The 18022-nt window shown below is 25.5% G+C and carries 22 protein-coding genes; 9 read left to right on the plus strand and 13 right to left on the minus strand.

The genetic code is table 11. The features are described from left to right. Window positions 1–15 precede the first annotated feature (15 nt). Window positions 16–639: a DsbA family protein gene (locus LPB137_RS04745; protein WP_076085074.1), complete on the minus strand. Its 624-nt coding sequence runs from the start codon at window positions 637–639 to the stop codon at window positions 16–18. 115 nt (window positions 640–754) lie between these two features. On the opposite strand from LPB137_RS04745, the gene LPB137_RS04750 reads away from it, so the two are divergent. From LPB137_RS04750 to LPB137_RS14180, 6 genes are read left to right on the plus strand one after another with little or no spacing between them, the layout of a single operon-like run. After that, complete coding sequence (locus LPB137_RS04750) at window positions 755–1021, plus strand: DnaJ domain-containing protein (RefSeq protein ID WP_076085077.1); 267 nt, start codon at window positions 755–757, stop codon at window positions 1019–1021. 4 nt (window positions 1022–1025) lie between these two features. Then, window positions 1026–2489 (plus strand): DUF4139 domain-containing protein, encoded by a 1464-nt coding sequence (locus LPB137_RS04755; RefSeq protein ID WP_076085080.1) that lies wholly within the window; start codon window positions 1026–1028, stop codon window positions 2487–2489. Window positions 2490–2503: 14 nt separating this feature from the next. Beyond that, complete coding sequence (locus tag LPB137_RS04760; protein WP_076085083.1) at window positions 2504–3361, plus strand: ADP-ribosylglycohydrolase family protein; 858 nt, start codon at window positions 2504–2506, stop codon at window positions 3359–3361. 19 nt (window positions 3362–3380) lie between these two features. Next, on the plus strand, window positions 3381–3830 hold the full coding sequence (locus tag LPB137_RS04765; RefSeq protein WP_076085086.1) for a phosphate-starvation-inducible PsiE family protein: 450 nt from the start codon (window positions 3381–3383) through the stop codon (window positions 3828–3830). Next, a complete protein-coding gene (locus tag LPB137_RS04770) occupies window positions 3827–4672 on the plus strand; it encodes a radical SAM protein (protein ID WP_076085089.1) in 846 nt (281 codons plus the stop codon). The genes LPB137_RS04765 and LPB137_RS04770 overlap by 4 nt, the downstream gene beginning before the upstream one ends. Window positions 4673–4698: 26 nt before the next feature. Then, window positions 4699–4860 carry a hypothetical protein gene (locus LPB137_RS14180; RefSeq protein WP_156981720.1) on the plus strand — a complete coding sequence of 54 codons (162 nt, stop codon included), beginning with the start codon at window positions 4699–4701 and terminating at the stop codon, window positions 4858–4860. Here the strand turns inward: LPB137_RS14180 and LPB137_RS04775 are convergent. The 4 genes from LPB137_RS04775 to LPB137_RS14185 all read right to left on the minus strand — a co-directional run bounded on the left by LPB137_RS04775 (window position 4857) and on the right by LPB137_RS14185 (window position 7539). Further along, window positions 4857–6233, minus strand: a complete 1377-nt coding sequence (locus LPB137_RS04775; protein WP_156981721.1) for an ATP-binding protein — start codon at window positions 6231–6233, stop codon at window positions 4857–4859. The genes LPB137_RS14180 and LPB137_RS04775 overlap by 4 nt on opposite strands. After that, a complete protein-coding gene (locus LPB137_RS04780; protein ID WP_076085095.1) occupies window positions 6223–6897 on the minus strand; it encodes a response regulator transcription factor in 675 nt (224 codons plus the stop codon). Before LPB137_RS04780 ends, LPB137_RS04775 begins: the two co-directional genes overlap by 11 nt. Before the next feature lie 4 nt (window positions 6898–6901). Next, window positions 6902–7147 (minus strand): hypothetical protein, encoded by a 246-nt coding sequence (locus LPB137_RS04785; protein ID WP_076085098.1) that lies wholly within the window; start codon window positions 7145–7147, stop codon window positions 6902–6904. 125 nt (window positions 7148–7272) lie between these two features. Continuing rightward, entirely contained in the window at window positions 7273–7539 is a 267-nt protein-coding gene (locus LPB137_RS14185; RefSeq protein WP_122893237.1) for a hypothetical protein, read from the minus strand. 166 nt (window positions 7540–7705) lie between these two features. On the opposite strand from LPB137_RS14185, the gene LPB137_RS04795 reads away from it, so the two are divergent. Further along, complete coding sequence (locus LPB137_RS04795) at window positions 7706–8800, plus strand: glycoside hydrolase family 3 protein (RefSeq protein ID WP_076085101.1); 1095 nt, start codon at window positions 7706–7708, stop codon at window positions 8798–8800. Between the two features lie 18 nt (window positions 8801–8818). Here the strand turns inward: LPB137_RS04795 and LPB137_RS04800 are convergent, their stop codons facing one another. From LPB137_RS04800 to LPB137_RS04830, 7 genes are all read right to left on the minus strand, one after another. Then, a complete protein-coding gene (locus tag LPB137_RS04800; protein WP_076085104.1) occupies window positions 8819–9844 on the minus strand; it encodes a cytochrome-c peroxidase in 1026 nt (341 codons plus the stop codon). Window positions 9845–10015: 171 nt separating this feature from the next. Beyond that, the gene (locus tag LPB137_RS04805) at window positions 10016–10801 is read right to left on the minus strand and encodes an exodeoxyribonuclease III (protein ID WP_076085107.1); all 786 of its coding nucleotides are present in this window, start codon (window positions 10799–10801) and stop codon (window positions 10016–10018) included. Between the two features lie 80 nt (window positions 10802–10881). Then, window positions 10882–12621, minus strand: coding sequence for a sensor domain-containing diguanylate cyclase (locus LPB137_RS04810; protein WP_076085110.1), 1740 nt, complete (start codon window positions 12619–12621; stop codon window positions 10882–10884). 94 nt (window positions 12622–12715) lie between these two features. Further along, entirely contained in the window at window positions 12716–13285 is a 570-nt protein-coding gene (locus LPB137_RS04815; protein WP_076085112.1) for a TetR/AcrR family transcriptional regulator, read from the minus strand. Between the two features lie 41 nt (window positions 13286–13326). Beyond that, entirely contained in the window at window positions 13327–13998 is a 672-nt protein-coding gene (locus tag LPB137_RS04820) for a haloacid dehalogenase type II (RefSeq protein WP_076085115.1), read from the minus strand. 32 nt (window positions 13999–14030) lie between these two features. Continuing rightward, the gene (locus tag LPB137_RS04825; protein WP_076085117.1) at window positions 14031–14684 is read right to left on the minus strand and encodes a peroxiredoxin-like family protein; all 654 of its coding nucleotides are present in this window, start codon (window positions 14682–14684) and stop codon (window positions 14031–14033) included. A gap of 126 nt (window positions 14685–14810) precedes the next feature. After that, the gene (locus LPB137_RS04830; protein ID WP_076085120.1) at window positions 14811–15080 is read right to left on the minus strand and encodes a hypothetical protein; all 270 of its coding nucleotides are present in this window, start codon (window positions 15078–15080) and stop codon (window positions 14811–14813) included. Window positions 15081–15181: 101 nt separating this feature from the next. Between LPB137_RS04830 and LPB137_RS04835 the strand changes: the two genes are divergently transcribed. Together LPB137_RS04835 and LPB137_RS04840 are read left to right on the plus strand one after the other, a co-directional pair. Further along, window positions 15182–15895 carry a sulfite exporter TauE/SafE family protein gene (locus LPB137_RS04835; protein WP_076085123.1) on the plus strand — a complete coding sequence of 238 codons (714 nt, stop codon included), beginning with the start codon at window positions 15182–15184 and terminating at the stop codon, window positions 15893–15895. After that, a complete protein-coding gene (locus tag LPB137_RS04840) occupies window positions 15892–17079 on the plus strand; it encodes an MFS transporter (RefSeq protein WP_076085126.1) in 1188 nt (395 codons plus the stop codon). Before LPB137_RS04835 ends, LPB137_RS04840 begins: the two co-directional genes overlap by 4 nt. Here LPB137_RS04840 and LPB137_RS04845 read toward each other — a convergent pair. After that, window positions 17062–17976, minus strand: a complete 915-nt coding sequence (locus LPB137_RS04845; protein ID WP_076085129.1) for an AEC family transporter — start codon at window positions 17974–17976, stop codon at window positions 17062–17064. The two genes, LPB137_RS04840 and LPB137_RS04845, sit on opposite strands and share 18 nt — an antisense overlap. Window positions 17977–18022: the final 46 nt, after the last annotated feature.

Consider the following 18022-nt stretch of genomic DNA (forward strand, 5'->3'; position numbering starts at 1 on the left):
AAAAACCTTTTCTTTTTAAAAATATGTATTTTCTCTCATGTTCTCAATTTGAGCAAGCATTGCTTTATAATCGCCAAATTGAATATTTATAGGATATATCTCTTTTTTATATTTTAAAACTAAAGATGGAAAACTGTTCACATAAAGCGAACGCCTAAAATTTAGTTCATTATTTAAATCTTCTTCAATTTTTTGTGATTTTAAATCTTCTTCAAATTTCTTTTCATCCATTCCAATTTGTTTTGCAAGTTCAATCAAAGTTGAAGCATCACTTGGATTTTTAGCTTTTAAATAATAAGCTTCTTGAATTGCTGTAATCATTTCATCTTCTAAGCCCTCGTATCTTGCAAGCATTGTTGCTTGACATGAAAGATAAGTTGAACGTCTAGGTGTATTTTCTCTCCAAAAGTTATAATTAAACTTTGTTCCTACTTTTTGTTCAATCTCATGCCAAATATTTTCAATCATTTCTCTTTGATGTTGGGGCATTGGTTCAGTTGAGTGTGGAGCAAGGCCTCCAACTACATGAACTAGTTTAGTATCTTTACTTAAATTTTTTCGTAATTCATCAAGTGTTGGCTTAAAGGCATAACACCAAGAACACATTGGGTCATGCACATGATAAAGTGTGTAAACCATATAAATCCTTTTTTATTTTTAAAATTTTTACTTTACAATAATTGCACAATAATAGCATAGAATTTTGCTTTAAAAAAAATATTGTAGAATGTTATTCATATTTAAAGGAAAATTTATGGATTACGAAGAATTTGAAAAAGCTGTTGATACATTAGGAATATTATCAAGATTATCAAAAAAAGATTTAAAACAAAAATATTTAAAACTTTCGAAAAGATACCATCCTGATATGCCAGAAGGAAGTGAAGAAAAGTTTTTAGAGATTAAAAAATCTTATGATTTGTTATCTGCTTATATGGATTCTTATTGTTTTACTTTTGATAAAGAAGAATTTTTACAACAGTTTCCCTCATTTACAAATTATAAAAATTGGAATAGGTAAAATTATGAAAAAAATAAATATAGTAGTATCGTCTATAGTTTTAAGTACAGTTGCATATGCGAATATAAATATTCAAAGTTTAGATATTTATAAAAACAAAACTTTTGTAAATCAAGAATTAAACACAACACAAAATAGTGTTGATTTAATAGGAAAAGTTAGATTTGAAGATATAAGATTCTTAAATAATGGAAATTGTAAAGTATCAAATGTATCTGTTGTAAGTGAAAACTATTCAAGTGATAGTTTATCTTCACAAATTGCAGAATATCAACAGAAAGTTGCTTTTAAAAGCAATGAGATAACAAGTGTAAAAAATAGTTTAGAGCATTTAAATTCAATTAGATTTGAAAAAGGTGCAGTGAATTTAAAAAATATTAAAGAAGTTTCTACTTACACAAAAAATGAAATAGAAGCAAATTATAATTTAATATATAAACTACAATTAGAATTAAAAAAATATGATCAAGAACTAGCAAAATTAAAAAATAAGAAAAACACTAGTGTTTATTCAAAATTAAATTATGATGCAAGTTGTTCAAGTAATTCAAAGATTTTAGTTTCATATCCAAGTTATAATATATCAAAAAATAGTTTTTATGAAATAGATGTAAACTCAAAAGAAAAAAACTTAGAAATTAAAAACAAATCTTTTATTACTCAAAGTTCAGGTTTTGATTTTGAAAATATTGATATAAATATGTATACATACAATTATTCAAATGCAGTTAATCCTCAAATATTTAGAGCAAATTACTTAGATATAAAACCAGTTCTTTTAAGAAAAAATGTACAAGCTGATGTAGCTATGATGGAAATGGCAGCACCAATGATGAAAAGTAAAAGTGTTAGAGCAATGCCTAGTTTTTCATATAATGAAACTACAACTAAAGCTTTTTTCAAAGCTTCTCATATTGATTTAAAAAGTGGAATTAAAAATGCAGTAACTTTTTCTAATGATAAATTTAAAATAAAAAATAAAATTGAAATAGATGGATATTCAAGTTCAAATGCATTTTATAAAGTAGATTTTAAAAGTGATAAATTATATAGTACTCAAAATACAAAACTTTACTTAGATGGTACGTATATAGGTCAATCTTATATTAGAGAAATAAAGAAAGATAAAGAGACATCACTTTATTTAGGAATAAATAGTTTTATTGATGTGAAAAAAGATTTAATAAAAGATATGAAAGAAAAACCATTTTTTTCACAGTCAAAAATTAAAACTGAAAAGTCATGGAAATATGTAATTACTAATAATTCAAATGAAGAAAAAACTATTACCTTAATTGAAAGAATTCCTGTTAGTAAACATGAAGATATAAAAGTTTCTTTAATTTCTAACACTAACTACACAAAAAAAGAAGATAATGGTAAAATAAGCTATGATATAACTTTAAAACCAAGTGAAGAAAAAACAATTGATTTTGGATATATTGTAGAAAAACCTTATAAAAAATAAAAGGAAAATTTAATATGTTTGATAGAAAAAAAATAGAAGAATTAATTTTAACATCTTTAGTTGCAGATGCTTATTCATTAGGTGCACATTGGGTATATGATGAAAAGCAATTAAAAGAAAATAATCTAAACTGGGAAGAATTAAACAATCCCTTATCTGTATGGCATAAAGATAAAAAGGCAGGAGAGTTTACTCATTACGGAGACCAAACGTATTGGTTATATGAATTTTTAAAAGATAAAGATACATTTGATGAAAATGAATATTTAAAATATTGGGAAAGCAAAATTGCTTCTTATAATGGTTATATTGATGGTTCAAGTAGAGAAACATTAGAAAATATTAAAAATGATGTAGTTCCAAGTGGTTCATCATCAACTGATTTATCTATAGTTGGAAGAATTACTCCTTTACTTTTAGTTTCAAAAACAAAAGAAGAATTTATTTCAAATGTAGAAAAACTTGTAAAACTTACGCATAATTCACAAAAGTCAATTAATGCTTCAAAGTTTTTTGCTAAAGTTTTATTAGAAAGTCTTGAAAGCAAAGAAATAGAAACAATTTTACTTGAATTAAAAGAGCAAAGTGATTCACATATTCAAGGGTTGATTTCAAGAGGTATTGCCTCAAAAGCAGAAGATACGTTTGATACAATTAGAACTTTTGGTCCAGCTTGTGATGTTGATGAAGGCTTCTCTGGAATAATTCACTTGTTAAGTAAATATTCAAATTTAAAAGATATGTTAATTTGTAATGCAAAAGCAGGTGGAGATTCAAGTGCAAGAGGAATGATTGCATCAGTTATATTAATGGCTAATAAATCTATCAAACAAATTCCACAAAATTGGTTAGCAATTAAAGTAGTAATTTAATAATAAGAATAGGAATAAAATGAAACGTACAATACTTAACTTTTTTAAAGACAAATTATATATTGAAATATCAATTGCAAGTGTGTTATTTATTATTGCACTTTCTATGGATATGCTTATGGATTTTATTATCTATATGTTATATTTTATAATCTTCTTGGAAATTGTAAGAGCAGTTGTTAATTATGTCAGAGAAGAAAGAGTAGTTTTATCTTTATTAGTTGATGCGTTTATCATATTAGCTTTAAGAGAGTTTATTGTAAATGTTGTGAAAGTTAATAAAGAAGATTTACCCACTTTTGAAGCACTTTTTACAAGTTCGGTTAATTTAAACTTAATGGTTTTATCTGGTGTAATTATATTTTTATTGGTAGTTAGATTTTTATCTGTTAAAACTTCACAAAGATATTTATTTGGAAAAAAAGAAGTAGAAACAAATATAGAAGAAGTTGAACACTCTAGTAAATGATAGAGTATAACCAACCTCTTTATAGACCTCCTGCAGAAGCTAATTCAGTTATCATACAAGTTACATTAGGATGCAGTTTTAATAAATGCACCTTTTGTACTATGTATGAATCTAAAGATTACAAAGTAAGAAAACTAGAAGATGTTTTTAAAGATATTGATACCATGGCTTCATTTTATCAAGATAGTGTAAAAATGTTTTTAGCTGATGGTGATGCTCTTAATATGGAAACAAATCATTTAATAAAAATACTAGATTACGCATATTTGAAATTTCCTAAATTAAGACGAGTTTCTGTTTATGCTTCGGCTTTTAATTTAAATGATAAATCACTTGAAGAGTTAAAACTATTAAAGGAAAAGGGTTTAAACTTAATTTATTATGGAATTGAAAGTGGATCTTATGAAGTATTAAAAAAAATACAAAAACCAATTTCACAAATAAAAATGATTGATAGTTTAAATAAAGCCTATCAAGCAGGATTAAAAACCTCTGTTACTGTAATATTAGGATTAGCAGGTAAAAAATACTCCTTTGAGCATATTAAAGAAACTGCAAATATTATAAACCAGGTTAAAGTTACATATCTTTCTACTTTACAATTAATGTTAGAAGAGGGCAGATATCAAAAGTTTATAAAAAATTTTGATGGAGGTTTTAAAATGTTAAATGAAAAAGAAATGCTAGAAGAACAAAAAAGCTTTTTAGAGCAGTTAAATCCTTCTAATAAAGTGATTTTTAGATCAAACCATGTTTCAAATTCTTTAGCCCTTGCAGGAACAATACCAAAAGATAAAACAAGATTAATAGAAGAACTTAGTTTTATTTTAAAAAGTCTTTGATAAACATATATTAAATTGTCAAGAAATTGTCAAGAACTATTGCCTTTTTTTCTTTACAAAAAAGTTTTATAATTATTTATATAAAACAAATAAAAGGAAAAATCATGGAAGAAGTAAAAAAAGTAGCTATATTTGTAATATTATCATTCTTAACTATTGGAGTAATCTCTTCAACTTTTGCAGGTTAGAAAGTTATAGCAAATATATTATATGAGTCTTTATATTTATAATTTAAGGTAAAATTATGAAGTTCAAGTATTTTATATACAATATTTAAGCCTAACCCATGTCCTTGCTGTTGGTTAGGCTCTCTTGTAAATGGTTGAATATAATATATTAAATCATTTGAAAGCTCACTTGCAATATTTTTTATATAAATTTGATTATTTTCTGTTTGTATAATAATTGGAAATTCATCTGCATATTTTATTGCATTATCAATTAAATTTTTAAGTACAATAGTTAGATAATAAAAATCTCCCTCAATAAAAAAATCATTATTAATTATTACTGTTACTTGAGATTCATCTTCAATAGCTAGTTTAGATAAAGATTCTAATATTAAGCTACTTACTTTAAATTTCTTCATTTTTAAGACTGCAAAATTTAACTTTTCTCTTTCTAATAATTTACTTGTAAGTTTTTCAATATCATAAAAAATTGTGCTTATATCTTTAATAACTTCATTGTTATTAGTACTTTCAATTTTTTGAAGCATGAACTTACCTTTTGCTATAGGAGTTTTTAGTTCATGACTTATATTTCTTAATAATTCTTCTCTTGAAGATATAATATCAGATTGTTTTTTTAAATAAGTATTTAAATTTTTTGTTATTTCACTAAGCTCATTATTTTCTCCAATATCAACATTTATTGTTTTATCACCATTTTTAAATAATTGCAAAACACTTTGATTAAGTTTTTCAAGTTTATCTTTTATTCTATTAATGATTTTTGAAGAAAATATAAAACTAAGCAAAAATAAAAGAATGAATAATATAACTAGTTCTAGTTTTATAATATCTAGAAAATCATCTCTTTTATTTTGTGTCTGTTCAAGTTTATCTTGTAAGAATCTTTCTTCTAGTTCAAGTAATTTTTGAGTATTAATATTTACTTGCTCAAACTCTTTATTAAAATTGTCAAAATTACTATGTTTATTTGAAACTAGAGTATATAAATCTTCTTTTATCTGTTTTTTCATTAGATTAAAATATGAAAAAATTAAATCTAAATTTTTCTTCTCTTCTCTTGATTCAGAATTATCTATTACATTATTTTTCTGAATATCTAAATCTTCAAAAAGTTTATCTGCTTTTTTTATTCTTTCATTTACAATTTGTATCTTGTCGTAATCAGTAGTAATATCAAGAACAATCCATGAAAAAGAATTATTAAACTCTTTTAATTTTTCTACTCTTATTAATTGTTCATACCTATGATTTTGTTGGTAGTTACTACTATTTAAATTATAAATTGTATAGAAAAAAACACCAATAATAAATGCCACTATTAATAAAATAAATGAAAATGTAAGAAGTAAACGTTTTCTAATTGTCATAAAAAAATTTATACCCAATACCCCAAATAGATTTTATATATTTAGGTTCCTTTGAATCGTCATCAATTTTATATCTGATATTACTTACATGCATATCTACAGTTCGATTTTTTGTATCATCTTTAAGTGAACTTTGATTTACTATATCTTCTCTTGATATAGTTTTATTTAAATTATCTATAAATAATAAGAAGATTTCTTTTTCAATTTTAGTAAATTCTATTTCTTTATTATTTAAAAAAACTGTATCTTTATTTGTATCTATTTTTAATTCATGAATTTGAATATAGTTTGATTTATTATGTTTTTTTAATATAGCTTCTATTCTTAAAACTAATTCTCTAGGTTCATAAGGTTTTGAAAGATAATCATCAGTTCCAAGCTCAAAACCATAGATTTTATTTCCTATATCATCTCTAGCAGTTGAAATTATAATTGGGATATCTTTTATTTCTTTTAATTTCTTAAATAAATCAAAACCATCCATATTAGGAAGTCCTAAATCAAGAATAGCAATAATAAAATCATTTGAATTTTCTTTGAAGGTTTTTATAGCATCTAAGGGATTTGAAAAAGCACTACATGAATAATTATATTCTTCCAAATATTCATTTATCAATTTTTGTAAAACTAGGTCGTCTTCAACAAGTAGTACTTTTTTCATTGTTTTATTTGTTATGATTCTTTTTTAATTTAGCTTTTTTCTTAGCTTTTTTCTTTTTAGCTTCTTTTCTTTTTTCAAAAGCTTTTTTATCTTCTTTTTTTGCTTTTCTTTTCTTGTTAAGTTTAGTGATTTTTGGCTTTCTTTGTTTTTTTACAACTTCATAGCTTTTTTTCGTAACTTCTTCAGATTGAATTATTTCAGTAGATTCTTCTTGAATCTCATCTAACTGTAGTTCATCTTCGTGTGACATTATGTCTCCTCTTATAATAATAATGTGATTATATCTCTTTTTTGTAATATTTTTAATAAAACATGAATTTGTAGTAGTTTAGGTGAGTGATATTTACTAGGCATGAAAGAATTCATGCCTTTAAATTATTTATTTTTTTTAGCTGTTTTTTTCTTTTTTAAAGCTTTCTTTTTCTTATTTTGCTTTTTAGCTTCTTTTTTAGCTAACTTTTTTTTGTTAGTTTTTTTAGCTTCTTTTTTTGTTTTAGTCTTTTTAGAACTAGCTTTCTTTTCTTTTTTTATTTTTTTAGCTTTCTTCTCTTTTTTCTTTTTATCTTCTTTTTTAGTAGCTTTCTTTTTTTCAACTTTTTTCTTAGCTTTTTTTGTTTTTAATTCTTTTTCTTCTTTTGACATTTGTCTTTCCTTATTTTAATTTTGAGAATAATATCATTTTTTATTAATAAAGTCAATAAATTATAGAGTTATTCTTTAAATTATAGATTTATTGCTTTAAAAGATTACTCTTATCATTAGTTATATTTTGATATACTCCATTAAATTTTAATTTAAAGAAGTAAAAATGATAAAAAAAATCACATTATTAGCACTATTAACTACATATGTTTTTTCTGCACAGAATGATTATAGTAAAGAGCAATTAGAAAAGATGATTGCTAAAATGGTTGTTTTAGGTTTTAAAGGTGAAAGTATTGATAAAAAATCTAAAATATATCAAGATATTAAAAAATATGATTTAGGTGGAGTTATTCTTTTTGATAAAGATCCTAATAATAAGAAAAAAATCAAAAATGTAAAAAATCCTAAACAATTGCAAAATTTGACAAAACAACTACAAAGTATAAATAAAACTAAACTTTTTATAGCAATTGACCAAGAAGGTGGAATTGTTCAAAGATTAAATAGTAAAAATGGTTTTATGTCAATCCCAAAAGCAAAAGATGTTTCTACAAAAGGTCTTTCATTCGCCAAAGATATATATAAAGATTTAGGAAAAATGTTAAATACTAATGGTGTAAATGTAAATTTTGCACCTGTTGTTGATTTGAATATTAATCCAAATAATACTGTTATTGTAAAACTAGGGCGTTCTTTTGGAAAAGATCCTAGAAAAGTTATTGAGTATTCTTCTGTTTTTATTGATGAATTAAAAAAGCAAAATGTAGTTTCTGTTTTAAAACACTTTCCAGGGCATGGTTCATCATTAGGTGATTCACACAAAGGCTTTGTAGATATTTCAAATACTTGGGATGCAAAAGAATTAGAACCATATAAATATTTTATTAAAAATAATCAAGCTGATATGATTATGACAGCTCATGTTTTTAATAAATTTCTAGACCCAAAATATCCAGCAACATTATCCAAAAATATTAATACTAAACTATTAAGAAATAAGCTTAAATTTAAAGGTGTATTAGTTACTGATGATTTACAAATGAGAGCAATTTCAAAGCATTATAGCTTAAAACAAACTGTAACTTTAGCTATAAATTCAGGTGTTGATATGCTTTTATTTGCTAATCAATTAGCAAAACCATTAAGTTTAGAAGAGATAATAAATACTATTTATTTACAAGTACAAAACAAACAAATATCAATAAAAAGAATTGAAGTTGCAAACAAAAGAATCAATGCTCTAGTAAATAAATACTAGTGCATTGATAAAAAAGACTTAATTAAAGTCAGGTTTTGGTGTATCTAAAGTTGATTCTGGTAATTGTGGATAAGTAATTACCGGTTTTTTACCTTTTAATGAAGCTAAGAAATCTTTAATTTCATCTGCTTCTTGATCTGTAATAGTTATTCCTAATTGAACTGAACCCATTTCTTTAATAGCTTCATTTAACGACCAGATTTGTCCATTATGGTAATATGGTGCTGTTTCTGTAATATTTCTTAAAGTTGGTGTTTTTACCATCCCTTGCTCATTTCCTGCAAAATCACCTACTGAAGCAAATTTGTATTTTGCTGCTAATTCAAAAGGTTGCATAGTTCCACCAATTGCAATACCATTGTGACATGAAGCACAACCTTTATCAATAAATGTATTTAAACCTTTTTTCTGTGCATCATTTAAAGCATTTTCATTACCATGTAAATAATCATCAAAAGGTGCAGGAGTAACAAGTGTTTTTTCAAATAAAGATATTGTTGATGAAATTAAATCAAAATCAATTTTTGCATCTTTACCATAAGCAACATTGAATTCTTTTACATACTCTGGAATTGACGTAATTCTTTTTTCAACTAATGATGCAGGCGCAGCCATTTCAGGTCCTGCTTCAATTGGTCCTTTTGCTTGGTCAGCTAAGTGAGGACTTCTTCCATCCCAAAACTGTGATTTAAAGAATACTGAATTATAAACTGTTGGAGAGTTTAAGTGATGAGGATTTGCAGTCCATTTATGTCCCACAGCAGCTGGAACACCATCGACACCACCAAGTCCTAGGTTATGACATGTATTACATGAAATAATTCCACTTTTTGATACACGAGGATCAAAATAAAGTTTTTTACCTAGTTCAATTTTTTCTGCAGTTAATGGATTTTCTTTATCATCAATTAACTTTAAAAGTTCAGCATTGTTTGTTGGAATTGCTTTAAAGCCACTTTCTTTTGCTTTTGTAAGTAAAGAACTACTTGCAAACATAACACTAGCACTAAGTGCACAAATTGAGAGAGTTTTAATTATTTTCATAATGTTTCCTTATTTTTTGTATAAGGTAATTATATGACTTAAATTCTTAAATTGAAATAAAACATATAAGCTAAATAAATAATTATAATATAAGTCTTGGTTATAATAATTGATCTTGATAGAGAGTATTGTTTTAGTAGAAATTTATAATAAGTTATAAGAGAAAATCCCTTATAACTCTATTTCTAAAGCAATAGGGCAGTGGTCACTTCCCATAACATCATTTAGAATATATGCATCTTTAATATTGTCTTTTAAATCATCACTTACATAAAAGTAATCAATTCTCCAGCCAACGTTATTAGCTCGTGCATTTGCTCTATAAGACCACCACGAATAATGTTCAGGTTCATCACCAATTACATGTCTTAATGTATCAATATAACCTGCGGCTAATAGTTTATCCATCCATTCTCTCTCCATTGGTAAGAAACCTGATGTCTTTTCATTTGCTTTTGGTCGTGCTAAATCAATTGCCGTATGCGCTGTATTTACATCTCCACAAACAATGATTGATTTTCCTTGTTTTTTTAATTCCTCGCAATGGTTTAAAAACCTATCGTAGAATTCCATTTTATAGACAAGTCTTTCTTCTTTGCTTTGTCCATTTGGAAAATATACATTAAAAAATGCAATATCTTTATCTCCTAATGTAAAATGAACTTCGTTTATTCTTCCTTCATCTAATACATCAACACTTGGACAAGTACAAGTAAAAGTTGTTTCAATATCAGTAAAAAGTGCTGTTCCACTTCGACCTTTTATTGCTGATTGTGAACCAAAAAGAGTTTTATACTCTTTTTCAAAAATTGTTGTAGGAATTTGATCAACTTGAGATTTTGTTTCTTGAACTCCAAGTAAATCAACATTTGCTTCATCAATCCATTTTAATGCTTCTTTTTTATCAACTGCTCTAATTCCGTTTACATTCCATGATATAAATTTGTATGTTTTCATCTTAAACCTTATAGTATTTAAATTCAGTATTTTGAATTTTTTGTATTATATCTAAGATGTTTTTATATTAAAGTTTTTTGCTATTTCTTTTCATTAAAAATAACTACTTTATTTCGACCACTATCTTTTGCCTCATATAATGCAATGTCAGCTCTTTTTAATAAACTATGTACATCTTTATCTTTATTTTCATCAAAAAGTGTAATTCCAATACTTACAGTAAAATTAATTAAAATATCTTTTTTTACTTCAATTTTAAGATTCTCAATTACTTTTCTTATTTTATCAGCAGTTTGATATCCTGCTTCAATTGGTGTATTAGGAAAAACAATAGCAAATTCTTCTCCTCCAATTCTTGTAATAACATCACTGTTTCTTAATAACTCTAATAAGTTGTCTGCAAGTTTTTTTAATACTTCATCTCCAATATCATGACCATAAGTATCATTAATATTTTTAAACTTATCTATATCCAACATAAGAAGACAAAGTTTTTCTTTTCTCCTAATTGCTAAGGAGATTAATTTTTCTATAGTATGTTCAAAATAACGTCTATTATAAAGATTTGTCAGAGGATCTCTTAATGCCATTTCTTTTAATTTATTTTTTGAATTTTCAAGTTCTTTTGTTCTATTCTTTACTTTTATTTCCAATGTATTATTTATTTCTTTTAAGTCATTTTTATAGATATTAATTATATTTCCGACTTTTCTCGAAATTAGAGTCATTATGATCATACTAAAAATTGTAATTAAAAATGAATATTCAATAACTTTTGAAATAGTGTAATCTAAGTTTTCCTTCATTAATAATTGTTTCTTTTTTATATTATTAAGCATAATACTATTGTACATACCAGTACCAATAGCCCAGTTAGTTTTTTTAAACAATTTAATATAAGAAATTTTTTCAGAAGGTTGTTTTGTAAGAGGATTAATCGTAGCTAAATAACTGATATATGAACCTTTTGTATTAAATGCAGTATTAATAATTTCTTGTATTAATAACCTACCTTCAACAGATAAATTAAATCTATTTTTACCAATTAACTCTTTTTTAATATGAGAAATAGTGTTTCCTAATTTATCATAAGCAAAAATATAATTATTTTTGTCATAAGTAATAGTATTTAATAATTCTTGTAATTTGTTTTTTACATGTTCTTCTACATCTTCATTGTATTTTGCACTACCTACAAAAATATTTAAAGGTTTAAATTTTTTCAAATATCCAATCTTTTGTTTTATAGTTGTTTCTTGTGGTTTATACCATTCCCAAGTTATATAACCATAATCATTTTTATCTAAAAAATTTATAAACTTATTTATTGTATTTTTTGCTTTATAATCTTTATAATCTTTATAGTTTATACCTTCTAAGTGAGGTAAGGGTGGATGTAAAACGGTAGTGCCTTCATCTGAGAAAATAAAATAATAACCAGATAAATTTTCATAAAATCTAAGATCTCTTAATTGATTATTGATTTCTGAGAGAATAAGGTCTTTGCTTTTATCTTTATTTTTATTATAGGTATTTTTGATTATATTATAAGCAATGTCAACAATATTTTTAACATCTTCTTTTTCTGCTTCTATTTGTTGATTGTAATCTTTTTCTAAAAGACTTATAATATTATCTATTCTATTTTTAACTATTTCTTTTACTTTTATTTCTTCGTCAATTAATAATTGTTGAACTTCTGTTTTATATTGAGACTTTACTTCAGATATAAAAAGCTTTGTAAGAATAAATGATGTTAATATAACACCAAGTAGAGGAGTTAAAACAATAAAGTTTTTTATATTTCGTTCATTTAACATTATAAGCCCTTCTATAGAATATAAATATAAAAAATATGTATTCTTTTAATTATGCCTTATTTTCTAAAAAAAGAACTAAAACAGTGTTATTTACTTATCTAAGAGTATTTATATAGTTAATAAGTTGAATCATACAGTCTTCAAAATCTTGATTGTCTTGAGATTTTTTTGAAAGTAAAATTGCTCCTTCTATTGAAGCAATTAAAAATGTAGCACATTGTTGAGTGTTTGTATTTTGATTGATTTGATTTTTTTGTTTTGCTTTATTTAAAATAGAAATAAAAATCTCTTTCCATTTATTTAGAATTGAATTTAAAATATTTGTAAAATCTTCATCTTGATTTAAGTGCTCTTGTAAAAGGTTGCCAAGAGGACAACCTTCTATTAGATTAAAACTTTTTGTATCTTGTAGTATTGAGATTAAAATATCAATAAGATTTCCATCTTCATTTAAAATTGTTTCCCATTTATTTTTTGTTCTTTGTTCTAGTTTTTCATCAATCATAGCAAGTACCATATCTTTTTTTGAGGGGAAATAATGATACATTGCCCCTTTTTTGACTTCAGCTCGTTTTAAAATATTTGCTAAAGATGCAGCAGAATATCCTGTACTAAATACTTCATGAAAGGTTGCGTCAATTAGTTTTTCTCTTACTGTACTCATAGAACTCTTTTAAATTTTTTTGTATTATATCTTATATTAATTTAATGATTTAATTGTTTTGCTAATTGTGTTAAAGAATCAACTGTAATAGTAGGCTGTATTTCCCATGGATCAAAAATAGCTTTGCTAGAACGTTGTATCCAAGCTGCTTTCATTCCTGCTGATATTGCTCCTGTTACATCAAAAGGATTTGAAGAAATTAGCCATGCTTCATTGCTTTTTACATTTGCACTTCTTAGAAAATGTCCATAAACAGCAGGTGAAGGTTTAAAAGTTTTTATATCATCTACACTAACAACGTCTAGGAATAATTCACTTATTCCTGCATTTATTAGTAGTTTTTCAACAGCTGCTTTTTTGCCATTTGAAAAAGCAAAAAGTCTAAAGCCTTTTTGCTTTAGTCTTTCAAGTGCAGGTTTTACATCATCAAAACTTGGTAAAATTGCATAAATTGCCATTAGTTCTTCTTTTTGTTTTGAAGATAATTCTACATCGTGGAATTTACAAGAATACTCTAAAGCCTGAGCTGTACATACTTCAAACCCTACATAATTTTGCATATGACCTCTTCTAAAAGAGTATTCAAGTTGTTTATCTCTCCAAGTTTGAGAAAAAATATTTGCTTTATTTGGAATGAACTTTTCAAGTAAAACTTGCACGCCATTTGTATTTATTAGTGTTCCATATACATCAAAAGCTAAAGTAGTATTCATTGTAAACTCCTATATTTATTAATTATTTTTTACTATTTTGCTGCTTTTATTGCATCAACAACATCTTGTGGCTCACATCTTTTTGTATAATCTTCATTAACAAATGAGAAAATAATCTCTTTATTTTTGTTGATTACATAAGTTGCAGGCATTGGTAATTCGTATGAATCTTCATCATTATTTGCTGGAATGTCAATATTAAAACTTAAGTAAATAGGTCTTAATTCTTCTGCTAAAGAAAATACTAAACCATACTCTTTTGCAATTACGTTTTCATTATCACTTAATACTTCAAAAGCTAATTCATTTTTTTCTTTTGTGCTTAGACTTGCATCTGGAGATTGTGGAGATACTGCTAATAGTTTTGCACCTAAACTAATTAGTTCCTCATTTTTTTCTTGTAATGCTTTTAATTCTAAATTACAATACGAACACCAAACACCTCTATAAAAACTTACAACTGCAAAGTCATTTTCTTCTAAAGTTTCATATAAAGAAACTTCTTTCCCTACAGCATTTGGTAATTTCATATCAGGAGCTTTGTCTCCAACTTTTAAAGCATTTTTACTAATTGACTGTTCTTCTAGTTTTTTTGTAGCTTTTAACATGATTTCTTGTATTTCTAGTGGAGCTTTTTTCTTGAAAGCTTCTTGATAATTTTTAATTTCTTCTATTAATCTTGACATTTTATTTCCTTTAATTTTTGTACATATTTTTAAAACCAACCAGTTGGTCTGTTGGAATAATAACAAGAATCAAAACTTTTGTCAAGGTCTTTTTTGATTCTTATTTTATTTAGTTTATTTAAATATTTATTTTGTAGGTTTTAAATCAGTTTTATCTTCAGTGATTTTCTTTTTCTTTTCTATAAGTTCTACTGGTTTATTAGGTGCTGTAGGCTTTTTTATACCAATATTACTTAAAGGATTAATCCTTATATTTGAAAACTTGTTCTTATTTGTTAATAGATTATCGCCTTTTCCTCCATGCATATCAATTTTCCCTGAGTTCTCACCTGTATAAGCATAGTTTGCAAAAAGTGATGTTGATAAAAGTAGGATAGTCATTAGTATTTGTTTCATTGTATTGTCTCTTTTTTTATAATTTTAAGAAATTATATCTTTTTTTGATAAATAAGGCATTATTGGGTATTTTAAATTTATATTAATATTTAGGAAATTTTATGAATGAACTACTTTTAGGTTTACTTACATTTTTCACTTCAACAATAGCAGGTGTTGTAGGAATTGGTGGGGGAATGATGCTAATTGCAATACTTCCAGCTTTTTTACCTTTAAATGCTTTAATACCTGTGCATGGATTAACTCAAATGTCAAGTAATTTTTCACGTGCAGTTTTTGGATACAAAGATGTACAATATGAAACAATACCAAAGTTTTTGATAGGTTCTATTGCAGGAATTGCTCTTTTTGCTTCGATTTTATCTATGATTTCTTTAGAGTATGTTCCTTTATTTATTGGGGTTTATATTCTTTTATCTCTTTGGTCACAAAAGTTTAATGATAAGATTAAAAAATATGAAAACTACTATTTAGTTGGGTTTTTACAAACAGGTTTATCTATAGTTGTAGGAGCAACGGGTCCTTTAACTATGACTTTACTTTTAAAAGATTATAAAGATAAAGACAAAGTTGTAGCAACAGGAGCAGCACTTATGAGTATTACTCATATTTTAAAAGTGTTCGTTTTTATGTATTTTGGTTTTGTATTTTTTGATTATATCGGAATTATTGTTGCAATGATAATTGGAGCAGTTGCAGGCTCTTATGCAGGAACAAAGCTAAGAGATAAAATAGATGGTAAAAAGTTTTTAATGCTTTTAAAAGTACTTCTTACAATTCTTGCTATTAAAGTTATTATTGGTGTATTTCTTTGAGAAAAACTTTTTTTACTAAAATAACTACATCAAAAGTTGCACTGCTTTATGTAATGTCTATTTCTATGGTTATTTCATTTTCAGCTTGGATGAGTTTACTTAATAACTTTACAATTGAAGTAGCTTCATTTAATGGAAGCCAAATTGGAATACTTCAAAGTTTAAGAGAAATTCCTGGCTTTCTTGCCTTTACAGTTATTTTGGTATTAGCTTTTATTGCACAACAAAGACTAGTTTATATTTCAATGCTTTTATTAGGACTTGGAACGGCAGTAACTGGCTTTTTCCCTAGTGCTTTTGGTTTGTATATGACAACAATTATTATGTCATTAGGGTTTCATTATTTAGAGACTTTAAATCAATCTTTGAGCCTTCAATGGCTTGATAAGAAAAAAGCTCCAATAATTTTGGGAAAAATATCTGCTGTTAAATCTTTTACAGGTCTTAGTGTATTTATTTTGATTTATATTTTGATGAATTATTTGGCACTTGAATATAAATATGTCTATTTAATTTTTGGAGGGATTACAGCAATACTTTCTATTGTTTGTTGGATTGCTTTTACACATTTTAAAGAGACAGTTATTCAAGAGCGTAAAATAAGACTTAAAAAAGAGTATTGGCTGTTTTACACATTAACTTTTTTGGCAGGTGCAAGAAGACAGATATTTGTAGTCTTTGCAGGATTTTTATTAGTTGAAAAATTTGGTGTAGATGTTCATAATATGGTTTTATTACTTTTTATAAATTCAGTTTTAAATATGTATCTAGCTCCTAAAATTGGAAAATTTATCTCAATTTTTGGTGAAAGAATAGCTTTACGATATGAATATATTGGACTTGTGATAGTTTTTATATCTTATGCTTTTGTTGATAATTTATATATAGCTTTTGCACTTTATGTAATTGACCACCTTTTATTTGCAATGGCAATTGCACTTAAAACATATTTTCAAAAAATTGCAGACCCAAAAGATATTGCAAGTGCAAGTGCTGTTTCTTTTACTATAAATCATATAGCAGCTGTTTTCTTGCCAGTTTTATTAGGATTGGTTTGGTTATATTCTCACTCACTAGTATTTATAATTGGCGGATTAATTGCTGTTATTTCTGTAGTTTTATCTTTTTTAATTCCTCGTAATCCCAAAAGAGGATTTGAGACTACTTTAGTTAAAGAAGTTTAAAACTGCTATTATAAACAGTGCTGATATTAGTGTCTGCACTGTTATAATTGAAGACATTAAACCAATATTCCCACCAAGTTGACGAGCAAGTATAAAAGAACTAGGCGCGGTTGGTAAAACTGAAAATATCAATAAAACTAAAATCATAGTATCATCTAAACCAAAGTATTTAGCTACACAAAACATAATTAGTGGTGTGATTAAATGCTTTGCAAAAGAAGATGTGAAAATATCTTTTTTTGAAGCTTTAATCTCTTTTAAAACTAAACCAAAACCAACAGATAAAAGTCCTAAAGGAAGTGCTGCTTGTCCTAATATTTGTATTGTATTTTCTAAGATAATAGGTATATCAATTGATAGAAAATTAATACTTCCTCCAATAAAACATCCGATTATTAAGGGATTTGTAATAATAGATTTTACTAAATAAAGAAAAGTCAATTTACTTTGACTTATATATAAAGCAAAAATACTAATACATAAAACATTTATAAAAGGAATTACAAATGTAAGTAAAATTGCAGCTAAAACAATTCCATTGTCTCCTAATACAGCATCTGCAAGAGCTAAAAAAACATAAGTATTAAATCTTATTCCACCTTGCACTATTGAAGTAAATGAATCTTCTTGAAAGTTTAAAAATTTATTTAAAAACATCAATATTAGTAAAACTATAAATATTGTAATTAAAGCAGTTAATACATAATTTACACTATTACTTGAATCAAGTGATGCAGTTGAAAGTTTATATATAAGTAATGAAGGCATTAAAACATAGTAAGTCAGTTTGTCAGCTTGTGGCCAAAAATCATATGATGGAAACTTTATTCTTTTAAAAAAATAACCAATCATAATAAGTGAAAAAATAGGAATAAGTGCTGTAAATATATGGATCATGAATACTCTATAATGTGCTGATTTATTAAGGTGTTAGAAAATTAAT

The organism is Poseidonibacter parvus, from assembly GCF_001956695.1.
GTDB lineage: Bacteria > Campylobacterota > Campylobacteria > Campylobacterales > Arcobacteraceae > Poseidonibacter > Poseidonibacter parvus.